Raw genomic sequence first — 16335 nt, 5'->3', positions numbered from 1 at the left:
TGTGGCCGCTTGGTAGGGTTTCAACTTTGGCGCCTTGAACGGGTAACAGCAGATGCATGCCACAGATCAGCTATTGAGCCTGCACCTCAAGAATCCGCAGCACGACCTGCAAGTGCTTTCGTTTAGCGGCGAAGAAGCCATCAGCATGCCCTATCGATTCAATATCGAAGCGGTCAGCGAAGACCCGCAACTGGATCTGGACGCATTGCTGCATCAGATGGTCTTTCTGGCTTTCAACAGCCAGGGCGCAGGCATTCACGGCCAGATCCAGCGGGTCGAGCAAGGCATCAGCGGCATGCGCCTGACACATTACAGACTGACTCTGGTGCCTCGTCTGAGCTATCTGCAATACCGTATCAACCACCGCATCTTCCAGGCCCGCTCAGTTCAACAAATCATTGAGCAGATCCTCAAAGAGCATGGGCTGTTCAGCGATACCTGCCAATTCCGGCTCACAATGAAATACAAACCTCGCGAATATTGCGTGCAATATGGCGAAAGCGATCTGCAATTCGTCCAGCGCCTGTGCGCGGAAGAAGGCCTGCACTACCACTTCGAGCACAGCAGGGATATGCACATTCTGGTGTTCGCCGACCACCAGACGATGTTTCGCAAACTGGGTTTCGAGCTGCGCTACCAACCGGTCGCAGGCCTGCAAGCCGAAACGCAGGTGGTCCGGCGTCTGGGTGTGCGCCTGGAAGCACGCACCGCCCGCACCACACGCCGTGACTATGACTTCCGCAAAGCCGGCCGGCGTCTGGAATATCAGGCAGGTCCCGACCCGCAGATCATCCAGCCGAATCTGGAAGACTATCGCTGGCCAGGGCGCTTCACGGGTGAAGAACGCGGCAAACCCTTGACCCAGCGGGCGCTGGAAAGCCGCCGGGCAGACTACCGTCAGGCAGATGGCGAGAGTGACCATCCCGGCCTGGTCAGCGGGCATTTCGTAGCACTCACCGATCACCCCCGCACGGAGTGGAACGATACCTGGCTACTGACCCGGCTTGAGCATCAGGGCTACCAGCCGCAGGTACTTGAAGAAGCCGCACGCAAAGTCGACGGTATGGTAGAAGGCTATCGAAACCGTTTTACGGCAACACCCTCGGACACGTTCTTTCGTCCACCGCTGCCCCACAGCCGACCCAAAATTGCCGGCAGCCAGACTGCCCGGGTAACAGGCCCTGACAACCATGATGTTCATTGTGATGAATACGGGCGAATCAAGGTGCAGTTCCATTGGGATCGGAACGACCAAGCGGGCGAGTTCAGCAGTTGCTGGCTGCGAGTAGCCTCCAGTTGGGCTGGCGATACATTTGGCGCAACGGTCCTCCCTCGGGTCGGCATGGAAGTGTTGGTGAGCTTTCTCGAAGGCGACCCGGACCACCCGATTGTCAGTGGCTGCCTGCCCAACAACCTCAACATGCCGCCCTACCCACTGCCCGAGCGCAAGACCCGTAGCGTGCTGCGCAGCCACAGCACACCGCACAATGGCGGTTTCAGCGAGCTACATATCGAAGACCTGGCCGGCCAGGAACTGATCTACCTGCGCGCCCAGCGTGACATGGAACAGAAGATCAACCACGACAGCCGTCTCGAGGTGGGCAACGACCGGCAGGAAACCATCAAAGGCAACAGCACCAGCGTGCTGGAAGGTGAAGAACAGCGCACGGTCAACGCCGACCGCAAGACACAAATCAAAGCCGACGATTATCTGCAGGCTGACCAGAACCGCCATGTTCGGGTCGGCCAGATTCTGACAGTTGAGGCTGGCCAGCAGGTGCATATCAAATCCGGCGCGCACCTGATTATCGACGGTGGCGCCAGCATCACCCTCAAGGCCGGCGGCCAGCACTTGCTACTCGGCGCTGGCGGTATTTTCAGTAGCAGCCCAATCCTGCCCGGCGGCGTCCCGCTACCCGGCGCACCGGCGTTAGCGGCGCAGCCCGCACCGCTGACAGCACTGCAAAACCTGACCCTCAATGTACAGAAACAGGCATTGCGCAACGCCGCAGGCAAGGCCGCCCCGGTATGTGCTGTGTGCCACAAACTCAAGGAGCGCAATGCATGAGGCGTTCCTACCTGCTTCTGGACAGCGCGCAGATCGACGGTCTGGATCAACACTTATTACAGGTTGGCGAGTTCATGGCATGCCATCCGCTGTACCTGAACACAGCCTATGCCGAGCTGGCCGACTGCGGCCCGCTACTGGTTCCCGTAGTCGCTGGCAGCAAGCTTGCAGACCTGTTCCACACGCAGTGGCGCTCGCGAGCAGGAATCTGGCTTGAAACCGAGGCCAGCGAAACCGAGCTGCTGGATCACCTGCGCAGCCTGGTACATGTCAACCTCGACGGCGACGTGACAGTGTTATTCCGCTATTACGACCCACGTATTACCCGCCTGTGGCTGGCAGACCTGCAAACGTTCGAACAAGACCGTCTCATGGGCCCCGTGCAATTGATCCGCCTGCCCGACGATGACAACAACGAACTGCTGATCAACCGCAGCGAAACTGCAGCAGACAGCCAGCGTTACCAGGCAAAACCCTGGCTGCACCTGAGCGCAGAACAGCTCGATGTCCTTGGCCAGGTGCAACGCCAGCAGTTCGATCAACACTTGATTGAGCATTGCCGCCGCTACTTCCCCTTCGCTTTGGCCGGCATGGACACCACCGCGCATCGTGCATGGGCAAAGGCATGCAGGCTCAGTGCCGCTCGCCATGGCTATGGCACGGATGACCAGGTCACTCGCTGGGTCAGCCTCTATGCCCATCTAGGCCCTGATTTTCCTGCGGCACCTGCGCACCAGGCATACCGCCAGATCCTTGAAGCACCCAGCTCCAGCCCCCAGCAACGCCTGGATGCGCTGCTTGAAGAATTGACCCTGCAACTGACCCGCACGGCGCAAGCAAAGACATGACCGACAAATCCTCTTCATCCGCACTGCTGAACCTGAGCCAGGCCGAACGGGCTGCCGGGCAACGCCCTCGTCAGGATATAGACAGCCTGGTTGCTACCTGCCCGGCCAGCCAGGGCAAGCTCTTCGTCGTACCGACACGTTACGCCCTGGCGGAGTACCCGGCCGACCATGCCAGTTGCCAGCCCGGTGTCGAGCCGCAGAGCCACCCCATGGCGGTACGCCGGCTACGCGAAGGTTTTCTCTACCTGTGGCAAAGCCCCGGCCCGCTACAACGCTTTGCAATCTGCCCGCAAGGCATGCTCGAACCGCAACCGCTGACCGATGATGACACCATCACCCTTAACGGCAGCCTTACGGGACTTGCGCTAGACAAACATTCGCCTGCCTGGCTGATGTATGCCGAGTACCCGCTCAATGCCCGGAGTTGCGAAGCACTGAATGACCCCGGCACCCGCCAGAAACGCATGCGTCGGCTGGATTTACCACAGGTTGCCAACCACTTGAGCGCCGCCCATTGCCCACCACTGGAGGCAGCAGAACAGGTCATTGCCGAACTCATGCCGCAAACCTACCACTGGGGCGTGGTCAGTGATCACCAGCTCAATGGTGATGCCGAGTACAAGAAGGCAGAACAGCTCAAGGAACAGATGTTTGCCAACCCGACCGCTGAGACCAGCAAGGCTTGGACGGATGCCATGTATTGGGTCGGCGAGCGTGACCGCATCGCCTCCAAGCACGCTGAAGCACCTCAGGGCCGCCCCGCTCCAGGCCAGTGGAGCGCCGCAGCATGGCAGCCTCTGCACACCCGAAAATGGCTGGACAGCGCACGACAAGAAGCCGCTGAGTGCTGGGCAGTGTTTGCCTGCCTGGATGATGACTTGGGTGTGTTGCGTGATATCGACCGGGACCAGAGTCAGTTCGAAGACGCCCACCAACAGTGGGTCAGCGACAACCAGATTCGTCTGACCGTGGGTGGATTCATCCGCAGCCTGATGACAGAGGATGGGGCGGAGCTGGCGAACCTGATTAATTATCGGTTTAAGGAGGAGAAGCTAAAAATAACCCCGGAACAAGGAAATACGCTCTTAAAAATCCATGAGCGTCTGGATCCTCTTCGCTTCGAAGAATCACGACTCGCAAACGCCAGTGCTGTATTGATCACCCCGGAAGGCAAGCAGAAACTCGCCAGCCTCAAGGAAGAAATCAGCCTGTTAAAAAAACCAGTGAACAATTTCATCCCTGTAAAGCTACAAAAAGATGTGGAAATAGAGACTCGTGTTTATAGACAACATAAGACTCACAATCAAAGATCAGGTAAATTCAGTGGCAAGATAGGAGAATATATTGACCTGAGCACAATGAATAACTGGCTGGACGTGACCGCCCCCGACCACTACAAAAGCGTCGAAGTACACCACAGACGGCTCCATGCAGACAGGGATATCTTTCTTTACCGTCACGAGAGTGGTACTTGGTTCGTCGATTACGACGACATTAATTATCGTAATTGGCTGGACCAGCTGGCCGCCGCCTGCCTTTCCGAACAATGTAATTACAGCCAGGGCGCAGAACAGTTCGCAGAGTATGTGCGTAGCCAGGACAAGGGTGCATTGCGCCAACTGTTCTTTTCCTGGAGCCCCAGCCTGGAAATGGCCTTGAACTCTGAAACTCGTTTAGGAGAAGTACTTGTAGCGCTTGGAGACGAAAATCGAAGCAATATTCAGGCTGGCTTATCCGGAATATTGGGGGCATCAACCAGATCAATACTGACGTTCATGCAGCGCACGGAAAGCAACAGTCGCTGGGTAACCTTGGTCAACCGCATGGCACCTACCGTGATGCTCCTGAAGGGGGAACTCGACCGCATAAGCCGTGTATGGATGAGTCTGATGATATTTACCCATATCAAAACCCAGATCGCATTCAGATGGGTAACCAATAAAAACTTCCGGACGCTAGAAGCATTTGGTAAAAATGTCGATGAACTGAAGGACTGGACGAAACTCACCAGCGACCATATCAAAAGCGGACGTGCAGCCCAGATTATTAATAGCAGAGCTGTAAAGAGCAGCGGCGGCGTGACCGCGCTGATTGTTTTGACCTTGAACATCTGGAATGCCAGCAGATATCTGAATCAGGCTAATGCGGTCGAGAGGATGGATGAACAGAGAAACTATGAAACAGCTTCGGCTACGCTTTATGCTTCTGCGGCGTTAGTGGCTGTCATCGATAGCGTGATCCGTAAAGGTTTCGGCATCAACCAGCTAAAAATTGGCCTAAGCTTTACCGCGACTCAAACCTTTTTCAGCTCAATCATAGGAGCCTTGTCAATCGGAGCAGCCGTCAATGAATTTCAATCGTTGAAAAAACAAATCGATAGTTCGAACTACATTGTGGATCCTTGGCTAGAAGCACGCAAAAACATCGTTAGTTTACAAATATTGGCGTTCACCGCTCAAACCCTAATAGCCTCTCGCTACACCATAGCTATATTGGCAGGCACAATGACCATTGGAGCGGGATTGGCCGGTGCAGGTGCCGCAATCGCACCACTGCTCGTAATAATTGCGATACTCGGCGGAGCCTACCTTATAACATGGCTCTTCCAACAAACCCCACTCCAGAACTTTCTCTACCAATGCTGCTGGTCCATCCAACGAGCTAAAGAGAGGTCACCACTTGATCATGGGACTCAACAAAAAGAGCTGGAGCACTTGCTCGCTCTAGTTTATACGCCGCGCATAAATTACGAAAGTATAAGCTCACACGTACCTACTGACGGTCAGTTTCCGATGCGTAACAAACCGCATCTGCAATCGTTATCTATCGACTTGCCGGGAGCCACCCCCGACGGCGTTTACCTGGAACTGGCAATGATCGGCGACCCGGTTGATTACCGGCTATGGATGGACATCTGGGGAACGCCAGGGTTGACCGAACCTCCTTACCGAATGCGAGATATGGGCAGCCACTGGTTAAAAACAGCTCATTACAAATGGATTCCTGCCAACGAAGGGCAAGGCCTGCGCCTTACGGGTCGCTACCTAACAGACACTGTGATGGGCTCACTTCCTAGAAGTATTTCCATAAAGATAAAATACAGCACCCCTATAACGTCTTTACTGGGAATAAATCATTCTATTGGCGGTGATTCTGGGCTGATCTATACCATCACTGCAGAAGATGGAGTTATTTCACTTAGGCCTCATGAGGCCCCTACGTTGAGCAAAGCCAGACTTCATAGAATCGGCGTCCAGCGCCGCTCGCTTCCGCTCCACTGAGCGCACAACTACAGACACCTCTTCCAGAGAACTTAAATTGGCCCTTAGAATAACTCAATTCTCCCCACTGCCTTTACCTACCGGACGCTCGCCCTCTGACGCCTCAGACATAGCCTGGCGGAAGAACGAGGTATTCCTTGACATAAACCAGTACAACACCGGCACAGCCGCAACACTAATATGGTTTAACGTAATTCTTTACCTGTCACTGGCACTCGCATTAAAAAACCTTACACCTAACGTCGTCCCCTGGCTATTAATAACCAGTCTAGCCATAACACTGGCCACACTCCCAATTTTTTATAAAGGCTTAAAAAAACCAACACCTTTACCTGTACGCTTCAATCGCCAACGTCGAGAAATATGTGTTATGAGAGCACAAGACGTCTATTGGATAATACCTTGGGAAAGCGTAATAGCCACGGCGCACTACACTTCAGAAACCGCTAGAAGAAGCGGCATGAGTCTTGGGTTCCTGAATGTGCGTTTCGACAGCCCACATCCTAGAGAGCGTGTTGAAAAAGATTGTCACGAGTTAACCTTTAACTGCCCAGATGAAGAAATGGCGGCAAGCTATTGGGAATACATACGCACCTACATGGAATCAGGTCCCGATGCGGTCCATGAACCCTCAAGAAAATTCACTCGCACCAAAGGCATCTTCGCCAGCTACCTGGATGACCTGAAAGAAGCCGCCAAGCGCAAAGGCTGGATCCTCACCCTGATCTGGGATGGCTTTTTTGGCCTGGTCTTCTTCAACGTACTGCTGGCCGATTATCTGGAGCGCAAGAAGCTTTATCCTCTCCCCGACCTCGACCACCCCGATATCATCGAATGGTCAAAACCCCTGCCGCCGGAGCAGTGGGCCAGGCCTTCTGCCGAATTTCAGGTCGCGCTGGCCGAGTACGAGGCGCGCCGGGTCTCATGACCCGGCGGGCAATCAGCGGTTACTGACGCATGCCGCGTCCGCTGACCAGCATATCATCGGTGGCGAGGACGGCTTGGCTTTTACCATGGACCCCAACAATGGCCCCATCCCCTTACGCAAGCACGAAGCCTATATGCTGAACAAGGCGAAATTACACAAATTGGGCACTTACGAGGAAACACTCACAATACCGGGACCAAAACATGACGTTCCCTGAAGCAGGCACATGCAAAAAGACCGTATTTCGCCGAAGCGACTATTTGGCTCCATTACCAATACCCACCGGCCAGAAGCCTGGGGACTCATTAGGGATTATCTGGCGAAAGAACGATACATACATGGACATCGGAAGCTTCACCCTTTCCGCCACCATTCGTCTTGTATGGTTTCAACTCCTGCTCTTTTTAGGAATGGGTTCTCTGCTGAAATACCTAAACATAGACACATATTGGATGATTTGGGCAGCAGGGTTAGTTGGATTGTGCATCGCCCTTTACTTTATAGCACCCGCCTTACGCCGCCCGTCCCCCAACCCTGTTCGTTTCAATCGCCATCGACGTGAAGCTTGCGTCGTCAGAGAAAACGGCGATTACTGGTTTGTGCCTTGGGAGCAAGTCGTTGCAGTGGCCACTCAGGCTTCGAGCATGAGTCAAGGAGGAAAAGTCACTCAAGGCATGCTGTATATAGGTCTGAATAATCCTCTAACAGTGAAGAAAGATAATCAGAACTACCTGCTAGGTTTTTATTGTGGGGGCGGTGAACCTGCTATGGCGTTGTGGGAATGCATCCGTACCTATATGGAAGTAGGACCCGACGCTGTGGTCTCGACCGGAACCTCCAGATTCACCCGCACCAAAGGCATCTTCGCCAGCTATCTGGATGACCTGAAAGAAGCCGCCAAGCGCAAAGGCTGGTTCCTCACCCTGCTCTGGGATGGTTTTTTTGGCCTGTTCGTCTTCAACGTACTACTGGCCGATTATCTGGAGCGCAAGAAGCTCTATCCCCTGCCCGACCTCGACCACCCCGATATCATCGAATGGTCAAAACCCCTGCCGCCGGAGCAGTGGGCCAGGCCCTCCGCCGAGTTTCAGGCCGCATTGGCCGAGTACGAGGCGCGCCGGGTCTCATGACCCGGCGGGCAATCAGCGGTTACTGACGCATGCCGCGTCCGCTGACCAGCAGGCGGATGCAGAACAGGTAAAGCACTGCGGTTGCACCGACCATGAAGGCCATGGCGATGCTGATGCTGATGTCGGACACGCCGAGGATGCCGTAGCGGAAGGCGTTGACCATGTGCAGGACCGGGTTGGCCAACGAGACGGTCTGCCAGAACGGTGGCAGCAGGCTGATGGAGTAGAACACGCCACCCAGATAGGTCAGCGGAGTCAGCACGAAGGTCGGGATGATCGAGATGTCGTCGAAGTTGCGGGCAAAGACGGCGTTGACCATACCCAGTAGCGAGAAAATGGTCGCGGTCAGCAGCACCACCACGACGGTCACGCCCAGGTGATGGACCTGCAGGTCAGTGAAGAACATCGACAGCAGGGTCACGATCAGGCCGACCATCAGACCGCGCAGTACCCCGCCCAGTACGTAGCCAACAAGGATGGTGTGCGGGGAGACCGGCGAGACCATCAGTTCTTCGATCGAGTGCTGGAATTTGGCGCCGAAGAAGCTCGACACCACGTTGCCGTAGGAGTTGGTGATGATCGACATCATGATCAGCCCCGGCACGATGTACTGCATGTAGCTGAAGCCGCCCATGTCGCCGATCTGGCGGCCGATCAGGTTACCGAAGATCACGAAGTACAGAACCATGGTGATCGCTGGCGGCAGCAGGGTCTGCGGCCAGATGCGCATGAAGCGCCGCACTTCGCGGTAGACGATGGTGTTCAGGGCAACCAGATTGGGGCGCAATTCGCTGTTCTGGGTACTCATTATTGGGCCACCTTGGCCAGGTTCTTCTCCACCAGGGACACAAATAACTCCTCAAGGCGATTGGCTTTGTTGCGCAGGCTCAGCACTTCAATGCCTTGCAGGGCCAGTTGGCTGAACAGCGCGGTGATGCCGATATTCTTGTCGACCTGTACTTCCAGGGTATGACTGTCGATCAGCTTGCTGGCAAACCCCGGCAGTTGCGGCGCAGCGCTGTACGACTGCTTGAGGTCGAGCACGAAGGTTTCAACGGTCAGGGTGTTGAGCAATTGCTTCATCCCCATGTTCTGCACGATCTCACCGTGGTCGATGATGCCGATGTTGCGGCACAGTTGCTCGGCCTCTTCCAGATAGTGCGTGGTAAGGATGATGGTGATGCCTTTCTGGTTCAATTCGGTCAGAAAGGTCCACATCGAGCGACGCAGCTCGATGTCCACGCCTGCGGTCGGCTCGTCGAGAATCAGCAGGCGCGGCTCGTGGATCAGCGCCCGGGCAATCATCAACCGACGCTTCATACCGCCAGACAACGAGCGCGAAGGCACGTCTCGTTTGTCCCACAGGCCCAACTGGGTCAGGTACTGCTCGGCGCGTTCCTTGGCGATACGTGCCGGGATGCCGTAGTAACCCGCCTGGGTGACGACGATGTCGAAGGTCTTTTCAAACTGGTTGAAGTTGAATTCCTGCGGCACGACACCAATCGAACGCTTGAGCGCAGCCGGTTCGCGGTCCAGGTCGTGGCCGAAGATATTCACGCTGCCGCTGGTCTTGTTGACCAGGGTCGACAGGATGCCGATGGTGGTGGATTTGCCGGCGCCGTTGGGGCCAAGCAAGGCGAAAAAGTCACCTTCGGCGACGTCCAGATCGATGCCCTTGAGGGCCTGGAAGCCGTTGCCGTAGGTCTTTGTGAGCTGTCGAATGGACAGAGCAGAACTCATGGCGGAAAACGTACCCATCAGGAAGAAAGTTTCTGGTTATGAACGAGCGCACGAGGCGCTCGAATAGATGCTGCAATGGTGCTAGGACAGACCGCTCAAGTACAGACACATTCATTAATAATAAATATCGAGCCGGGACACGATCGTCTGCCGACAGTTTTAACGCCATTCAGGTCAATGGCGTCATGACCGCCTTGCGATAAGCCGCACGCGTCTTGAGCCGCTCGTACCAGGCCTGCAAATGAGGCAGCTCAGGGCGCTCAATGGGCATCTCGAACCAGGCGTAGGCAAAGCTGCCCAGCGGAATATCGCCCATCCCAAAGGCATCGCCGGACAGGTACGGCTGATCGGCCAGCGCGGCATCAGGGATTGCCAGCAGGCCATGCAGCGTCTGGATACTTTGGTTGATGAAGTCCCAGTCCTGCTTTTGCGGCGCAGTGCGCACAACGCCCCAGAACACCGGTTTAAAGGCTTCGGCCAGCGTCGAGGTGGTCCAGTCCATCCATTTGTCAGCCTGCGCGCGCACTTGCGGATCAGCCGGATACAGCCCTGACGCTGCGCCGTAACGCGCGGCCAGGTAGCGCACGATGGCATTGGATTCCCAGAGCACGAAGTCGCCGTCTTCAATCATCGGCACCCGGCCGTTGGGGTTCTTTGCCCGGTACTCTGGCTCGTCGACCAGGCCAAAGGCACCGCCAGCGTCCTGGCTCAGGTACGGCACTCCGACTTCTTCTGCAATCCACAGTGCCTTGCGTACGTTGCTGGAATTCTTGCGTCCCCAGATCTTGAGCATTTGCTTACCTCCTGTGATGACCGCCATTCGTCGCTGACCAGTCTACCCTGTAACGGTCGCAACTTACTGGCTCATGCAGGGTCACTAACCATGTTATGAACACGGCCCGACCGTCGCCGTCACGGAGGATTATTTATGCTGTTGTTGTGGATCGCAGGATTGCTGGTAGGCAGCGCCTGGCTGGCGCACCGCCGCGTTACCCCTATCGCAATATTGGGTGTAATCGCCCTTTATCTGCTGGCCATGGGCATCTGGAGCCACGCGCCGGGCTGGTTGCTGGGCATTTTCTGGCTGGCATGGCTGGCCGTGCTGCTGCCGTTGGTGCTGCCGGATCTGCGCCGCAAACACTTCAGTGCGCCGATGTTCAAATGGTTCAAGAAAGTGTTGCCGCCGATGTCCGACACCGAGCGCGATGCCATCGACGCCGGTACTGTGTGGTGGGATGGCGAGCTGTTCAGCGGTCGTCCGGACTGGAACACCCTGCTCGCCTACCCGCCGGCGACCCTGACCGAAGAAGAGCAGGCGTTCATCGATGGCCCGACCGAAGAACTCTGCGCGCTGGTCAGCGACTGGCAGATCGGCCAGGACATGGACCTGCCACCAGAGGCCTGGGCGCACATCAAAGCGCATGGCTTCTTTGCCATGATCATTCCCAAGCAGTATGGCGGCAAGGGCTTCTCTGCCTACGCGCACTCGCAAGTCGCAATGAAGCTGGCGACTCGCAGTGGCGACCTGGCCTCCACCGTGATGGTGCCCAACTCGCTCGGCCCGGCAGAATTGCTGCTGCATTACGGCACCGAAGAACAGCGTAACCATTACCTGCCCCGCCTGGCCCGTGGCGACGACATTCCCTGCTTTGCCCTCACCGGCCCACTGGCAGGCTCCGACGCCGGGGCAATGCCCGACACCGGGATCATCTGTAAAGGCCAGTGGCAGGGTCAGGAAGTCATCGGCCTGCGCCTGAACTGGGAAAAACGCTACATCACCCTCGGCCCGGTGGCGACCTTGCTGGGCCTGGCGTTCAAAGCCTACGACCCTGATCATCTGCTCGGCGAGCAGACCGAGCTGGGCATCAGCCTGGCGCTGATCCCCACCGATACCCCCGGTGTCGAGATCGGCCGCCGTCACCTGCCGCTGGGCGCCGCCTTCATGAACGGGCCGAACAGCGGCAAGGATGTATTTGTGCCGCTGGATTACCTGATCGGTGGCCAGCAAATGCTTGGCAAAGGCTGGATGATGCTGATGAACTGCCTGTCGGTGGGTCGCTCCATCTCGTTGCCAGCGGTAGGCACCGGCGCGGCCAAGTACACCAGCCTGGTCACTGGCCAGTACGCGCAGGTACGCGAGCAGTTCAACGTCCCACTGTCGGCCTTCGAAGGTATTCAAGAAGCGCTGGCACGGATCGGCGGCAATGCCTGGCTGATGGACAGCGCACGGATCCTGACCGCCAATGCTGTGGATCTGGGCGAAAAACCGTCGGTACTGTCGGCGATCCTCAAATACCACCTGACTGAACGCGGCCGTGAATGCATCAGCCACGCCATGGATGTGCATGGCGGTAAAGGCATCGTCATGGGTCCGAACAACTACCTGGCGCGCAACTGGCAGACCGCACCGATCTTCATCACCGTCGAAGGCGCGAATATTCTCTCGCGCAACCTGATGATCTTCGGTCAGGGCGCGATCCGCTGCCACCCGTTCGTACTCAAGGAAATGGCCCTGGCCAGCCGTGAAGATCATGACCGGGCACTGTACGAGTTCGATGACCTGCTGATGCGCCATATCGGTTTTGCGGTGGGCAACGCCGCCAGCACCCTGATACTCAATCTGGGCCTGGGACGCTTCGACAAACGTCCCGGCGACAGTCTCAGCCAGGGCTATTTCCGCGCGCTGGACCGTCAGGCCGCCGCCTTTGCCCTGCTGGCTGACCTGAGCATGATGCTGCTCGGCGGCGAGCTGAAACGCCGCGAGCGCCTGTCGGCGCGCCTGGGCGATGTGCTCAGCCACCTCTACCTGGGCTCGGCAGCGCTCAAGCGCTACCACGATCTTGACTCGCCTGATTATCTGCGTCCGCTGTTGCAGTGGGCCATGGAAGAAAGCCTCGGCGAGTCCGAGCGTGCGCTTGATCAGTTGCTGCGCAACTTCCCCAACCGCTTGCTGGGCTGTGCGTTGCGGGCGGTGGTATTTCCGTTCGGCCGCCGTCACAAAGGCCCTGACGACGCTCTCGATGCCCGAGTCGCGCAACTGTTGGGCCGCAGCAAAGGTGATCCGGCCCTGGAGCAACTGCTGGCTGGTTGCTACCGCCCGCAAGCGCAGGAGGATGCCGTCGGTGCGCTCAACCATGCTCACCAGCAGGTTCAAGGCAGTCAGGCGATACGCCGCAAACTGCAACTGGCGGTCAAATCGGGGCAGGTCCAGGTGCACGGTGACGAGTCGCTGATTGATGCCGCGGTACGCGCCGCAGTGCTGCAGAGCGCAGAAGCGCACAGCCTGGAACAAGCCGAGCAGGCGCGGCGCAAAGTGATCGACGTCGACGACTTCAGCAAAGAGCAGTTGGCGCCTGCCCCTGACAAGGTCAGATAACCAATCCCACAGCGGGCGCGATGAGGCTTATACTCTCGCGCCTTTTTTACATCCGAGGATTTCATCATGGCCGACGCCATTCTCAACCATCATCTGGCTCTGCTGACCCACCTGCGCAGCATTCTGGTTGCCTTGGGCGAGGCCGAACAGGTGGAAGAAGCCAACCACGCGCTGTTCATGGAGCGCTTCGACGAGTTGATCGAGCAACTGCCGCAAGACCCGCTGCAAAGCCAGTATCTGGGCCAGGACCTGATGTGCCAGGTGATTCAACGTTACCCGCAGATCGCCCACCTGGTGCCTCGCGACCTGCTGTGGTTCTTCGGCGGCGATTGTCTGCACTTCATGCCAGATGAAGAGATCGACCTCTACCAGGCCCTGGAGGAGCGTCGCTTTGAAGCCGAAGAAAATGACGAACCCTTCGACTGGGCTCAGGAAAAACAGCTGCTGTCGCTGAATACCCAAGGGCCGTCGCACTGATTGCAGAAGTGGCCGGGCGGTGCTCCGCCTTAGCCGCGCAGGCAGCGCCATGGTTTTTGAGGCAAAGAAAAAGGGGTCGTGATCGACCCCTTTTGTTTGCCTGAAGAATCAGTCCAGGCTCGACAACAAGTCTCTGGCCATCTGCTGATGCGCCTCGTCGCCGTGTTCGACCACCTGTTCCAGCAGCCGCCGCGCGCCGTCAACGTCACCTTCATCGATCATCAACTGAGCCTGATTGACTTGAGTCAGCGGCTCTTCGTCCAGTTCCATCAGGTCGAATTCCATGCCGTCGTCGTCGGCAAAACTGTCGAGAAATGCATCGTCCAGCGCGTCATTGTCGCCTGGCTCGACCAGTTCGATGGGCTGGATGTTCTGCTCATCCAGCCCGGAAAACTCCTCCAGCCCGTCCAGCAGATCAAAGCCCGACAGCGACTGATCGACACCGGAGGGCGCGATGATCTCGATAGAATCATCTGCACCATAATCCAGGTCCAGAGAATCATCCGCCTCAAGAGCTTGCGCGGACTCGACAGACGCCACCCGAAACGGCTCGTCATCGAGTTCGAAGACTTCCGGCAATTCGGTGAGGTTGGATGCAAAGTGCGGATCCAGCGGTGCAGCCTCGGGCACCTCGGCCTTGCCATGGCGCGCTGGCTTGTCAAACGGATCGACCAGATCCCAGTCAGCGTCCATGGACAAATCATCCAGGTTCAGCTGGAACTCATCGTCGTGCTCCGGATTGAGCGCAGCGGCTGCAGTTTCGTCCAGTTGTGCCGGGGTTTCAGGCTTCGGTTGCGCGGGTTCAGCAACTGCCGGTCCGGCCATCGCGGTAACCGCAGCAGCCGCCGCTGCGGCGCCCACGGCCACCCCTGTGGCGGCAACGGCGGGTGACGGTTTGAGCTGCGGGTAACGATCACGTATTCCCTGGATCTGTTCACGACTCAGGCCATGTTCCAATGCTGCCTGCTCTTGCTGCTCGAATCCCGCGATGTCGCCCTGTTCGCCAAGCAGCTCAAGAATACGTTCGCGAACGTCTGCTCGCTCAGGCTGCTTGCTCAGGGCGTCACGCAAGATAGCCAAGGCTTCATTAAAACGCCCATAAGCGATGTAGATGCTCACACCATCCAGCGCATCCGGCGCCGCCCCGGAAAGACGCTGGCTGCTCGTTACCTTGTTCAACGACGCGCCATTACTGGCGCTCTGCACAGGCGCGGCAGCCGGAGGCGCGACGACAGGAACTTCGTAGACGGGCAGCGCCACCGCTTGAGCCGGCTTGATCAGCCGCTCGTCACTGACGGCTGGCTCAACATGCTCAGGCGTCGACACGCTCTGGCGACGTTGGCGCAGCCGCAAACCGAGGATCAACAGCAGCAACGCTGCAACCACACCGAGTAACACCGGCAGGCTGAACAGAGGATTGTCGGTGCTGGCCTGTTCAGCTGCGGGCGCCGCGGCTGGCGCAACCACAGCAGCAGGTGCCGCCGGGTTACCGGCAATCGCTCGCGTGCTCAGGTCCGGAGCCTGAGCGGCATCACGCATTTCGGCCAGCCGGGCCTGCAAGACAGTGACGGCCTTGTCGCGCTCGAACACCTGTTCCTGCAACGCGCGATTGAGGCTCTTCAAGTCTTCGAGCTGTTGGTTTTCAATGGCATCGGCAGCCAGTTGCGCCGCTTTCTGGGCATCCGCCACAGCAGGCACTGCAACGGCGTCAGCGGCTGACGGTTCGACGGCAGGCGGTTTGGGAACTACCGCAGCGTCTGGTAACAGCAGGTTTTGCCCGGCCCGCAGGGCACTGCCCGCGCCAGTCGGAAATGCCTGCGGGTTGAGCGCCTGGATGCCGTCTGCCAATTGCGCCGCCGAACCGTTGCTGCCGGGGCCCTGCAACCGGCGAGCGATGCTGTTGAGCGTGTCGCCGTCGGTAACGATGTAATGCTTGCCCTGCACCGCCATGGGGGGCGCCTTGGGCATGCGCGAATCCTGCACGGTTGTTTCTTGAAGCGGCTTGCGGTTACGCGTCGCCGCCAGGCCCTCGGGGGTGTTGGCCGGATCGAGCAACAAGGTGTATTCGTGCAGCAGGTCACCGTTGGGTCTGGACAACTGCACAACAAAACTCAGGTAGGGCTCGACCACAGCCTTGTTCGACGAGACCTGTATATAGCCACTATTGCCGCGAATGACCGGCGTAAAGCGCAGGTCATTGAGGAAGAAGACCCGTTCGATACCCGCTTTGGTGAATGCGTCGGGTGAAGCAAGCTTGACGACGATGTCTTCAGGGTCGAGGCCAGCGGTCTCGATCAACTGAATCTCGGCGTTCAACGGCTGGTTGAGCGCCGAGTGCAAACGGATCTCGCCCATCCCCAATGCCGCGGCCATACCCGACCAGCCCAGCGAGCAAAGCGCTACCCACATCGCCAACCCGTGGCGACGTCCGCCTGCCTTCAGGGCAACTTTTACGCCGCGCTCCACTCTGTTCAGCATGCGACCCCT

Annotated in this window: 11 protein-coding genes; 7 read left to right on the top strand and 4 right to left on the bottom strand. The window is 57.7% G+C overall.

From position 1 onward, the window contains the following. Positions 1 to 52 precede the first annotated feature (52 nt). The 5 genes from tssI (at position 53) to NJC38_RS15600 (ending at position 8255) form a co-directional block, all read left to right on the top strand. On the top strand, positions 53 to 2068 hold the full coding sequence (gene tssI / locus NJC38_RS15620) for a type VI secretion system tip protein VgrG (protein ID WP_253115583.1): 2016 nt from the start codon (positions 53 to 55) through the stop codon (positions 2066 to 2068). Further along, the gene (locus NJC38_RS15615; protein ID WP_253115581.1) at positions 2065 to 2916 is read left to right on the top strand and encodes a DUF4123 domain-containing protein; all 852 of its coding nucleotides are present in this window, start codon (positions 2065 to 2067) and stop codon (positions 2914 to 2916) included. The genes tssI and NJC38_RS15615 overlap by 4 nt, the downstream gene beginning before the upstream one ends. After that, on the top strand, positions 2913 to 6197 hold the full coding sequence (locus NJC38_RS15610) for a toxin VasX (protein WP_253115578.1): 3285 nt from the start codon (positions 2913 to 2915) through the stop codon (positions 6195 to 6197). The genes NJC38_RS15615 and NJC38_RS15610 overlap by 4 nt, the downstream gene beginning before the upstream one ends. A 37-nt stretch (positions 6198 to 6234) precedes the next feature. Continuing rightward, positions 6235 to 7125, top strand: coding sequence for a DUF6708 domain-containing protein (locus tag NJC38_RS29175; protein WP_366856018.1), 891 nt, complete (start codon positions 6235 to 6237; stop codon positions 7123 to 7125). A 203-nt stretch (positions 7126 to 7328) separates the two neighbouring features. Next, positions 7329 to 8255 carry a DUF6708 domain-containing protein gene (locus NJC38_RS15600; protein WP_253115576.1) on the top strand — a complete coding sequence of 309 codons (927 nt, stop codon included), beginning with the start codon at positions 7329 to 7331 and terminating at the stop codon, positions 8253 to 8255. A gap of 19 nt (positions 8256 to 8274) precedes the next feature. Here the strand turns inward: NJC38_RS15600 and NJC38_RS15595 are convergent, their stop codons facing one another. From NJC38_RS15595 to NJC38_RS15585, 3 genes are all read right to left on the bottom strand, one after another. Next, positions 8275 to 9063 (bottom strand): ABC transporter permease, encoded by a 789-nt coding sequence (locus tag NJC38_RS15595; protein ID WP_045481157.1) that lies wholly within the window; start codon positions 9061 to 9063, stop codon positions 8275 to 8277. After that, a complete protein-coding gene (locus NJC38_RS15590; RefSeq protein ID WP_045481161.1) occupies positions 9063 to 9995 on the bottom strand; it encodes an ABC transporter ATP-binding protein in 933 nt (310 codons plus the stop codon). Before NJC38_RS15590 ends, NJC38_RS15595 begins: the two co-directional genes overlap by 1 nt. 169 nt (positions 9996 to 10164) lie before the next feature. Continuing rightward, a complete protein-coding gene (locus NJC38_RS15585; protein WP_253115575.1) occupies positions 10165 to 10788 on the bottom strand; it encodes a glutathione S-transferase in 624 nt (207 codons plus the stop codon). A gap of 135 nt (positions 10789 to 10923) precedes the next feature. Between NJC38_RS15585 and NJC38_RS15580 the strand changes: the two genes are divergently transcribed. Together NJC38_RS15580 and NJC38_RS15575 are read left to right on the top strand one after the other, a co-directional pair. After that, complete coding sequence (locus NJC38_RS15580) at positions 10924 to 13371, top strand: acyl-CoA dehydrogenase (protein ID WP_253115573.1); 2448 nt, start codon at positions 10924 to 10926, stop codon at positions 13369 to 13371. A 66-nt stretch (positions 13372 to 13437) separates the two neighbouring features. Then, positions 13438 to 13848: a PA2817 family protein gene (locus NJC38_RS15575; protein WP_045481171.1), complete on the top strand. Its 411-nt coding sequence runs from the start codon at positions 13438 to 13440 to the stop codon at positions 13846 to 13848. A 108-nt stretch (positions 13849 to 13956) separates the two neighbouring features. On the opposite strand, the gene NJC38_RS15570 is transcribed toward NJC38_RS15575, so the two are convergent. After that, on the bottom strand, positions 13957 to 16257 hold the full coding sequence (locus NJC38_RS15570) for a FimV/HubP family polar landmark protein (protein ID WP_253115650.1): 2301 nt from the start codon (positions 16255 to 16257) through the stop codon (positions 13957 to 13959). Positions 16258 to 16335 lie beyond the last annotated feature (78 nt).

The organism is Pseudomonas sp. 21LCFQ010 (assembly GCF_024129905.1).
Classification (GTDB): Bacteria; Pseudomonadota; Gammaproteobacteria; order Pseudomonadales; family Pseudomonadaceae; genus Aquipseudomonas.
This window is presented reverse-complemented; position numbering and strand designations above follow the sequence as displayed.

Coding starts and splice junctions, on each gene's coding strand:
- tssI (WP_253115583.1), top strand. CDS start 53: ATGCATGCCACAGATCAGCTATTGAGCCTGCACCTCAAGAATCCGCAG.
- NJC38_RS15615 (WP_253115581.1), top strand. CDS start 2,065: ATGAGGCGTTCCTACCTGCTTCTGGACAGCGCGCAGATCGACGGTCTG.
- NJC38_RS15610 (WP_253115578.1), top strand. CDS start 2,913: ATGACCGACAAATCCTCTTCATCCGCACTGCTGAACCTGAGCCAGGCC.
- NJC38_RS15600 (WP_253115576.1), top strand. CDS start 7,329: ATGACGTTCCCTGAAGCAGGCACATGCAAAAAGACCGTATTTCGCCGA.
- NJC38_RS15595 (WP_045481157.1), bottom strand. CDS start 9,063: ATGAGTACCCAGAACAGCGAATTGCGCCCCAATCTGGTTGCCCTGAAC.
- NJC38_RS15590 (WP_045481161.1), bottom strand. CDS start 9,995: ATGAGTTCTGCTCTGTCCATTCGACAGCTCACAAAGACCTACGGCAAC.
- NJC38_RS15585 (WP_253115575.1), bottom strand. CDS start 10,788: ATGCTCAAGATCTGGGGACGCAAGAATTCCAGCAACGTACGCAAGGCA.
- NJC38_RS15580 (WP_253115573.1), top strand. CDS start 10,924: ATGCTGTTGTTGTGGATCGCAGGATTGCTGGTAGGCAGCGCCTGGCTG.
- NJC38_RS15575 (WP_045481171.1), top strand. CDS start 13,438: ATGGCCGACGCCATTCTCAACCATCATCTGGCTCTGCTGACCCACCTG.
- NJC38_RS15570 (WP_253115650.1), bottom strand. CDS start 16,257: ATGTGGGTAGCGCTTTGCTCGCTGGGCTGGTCGGGTATGGCCGCGGCA.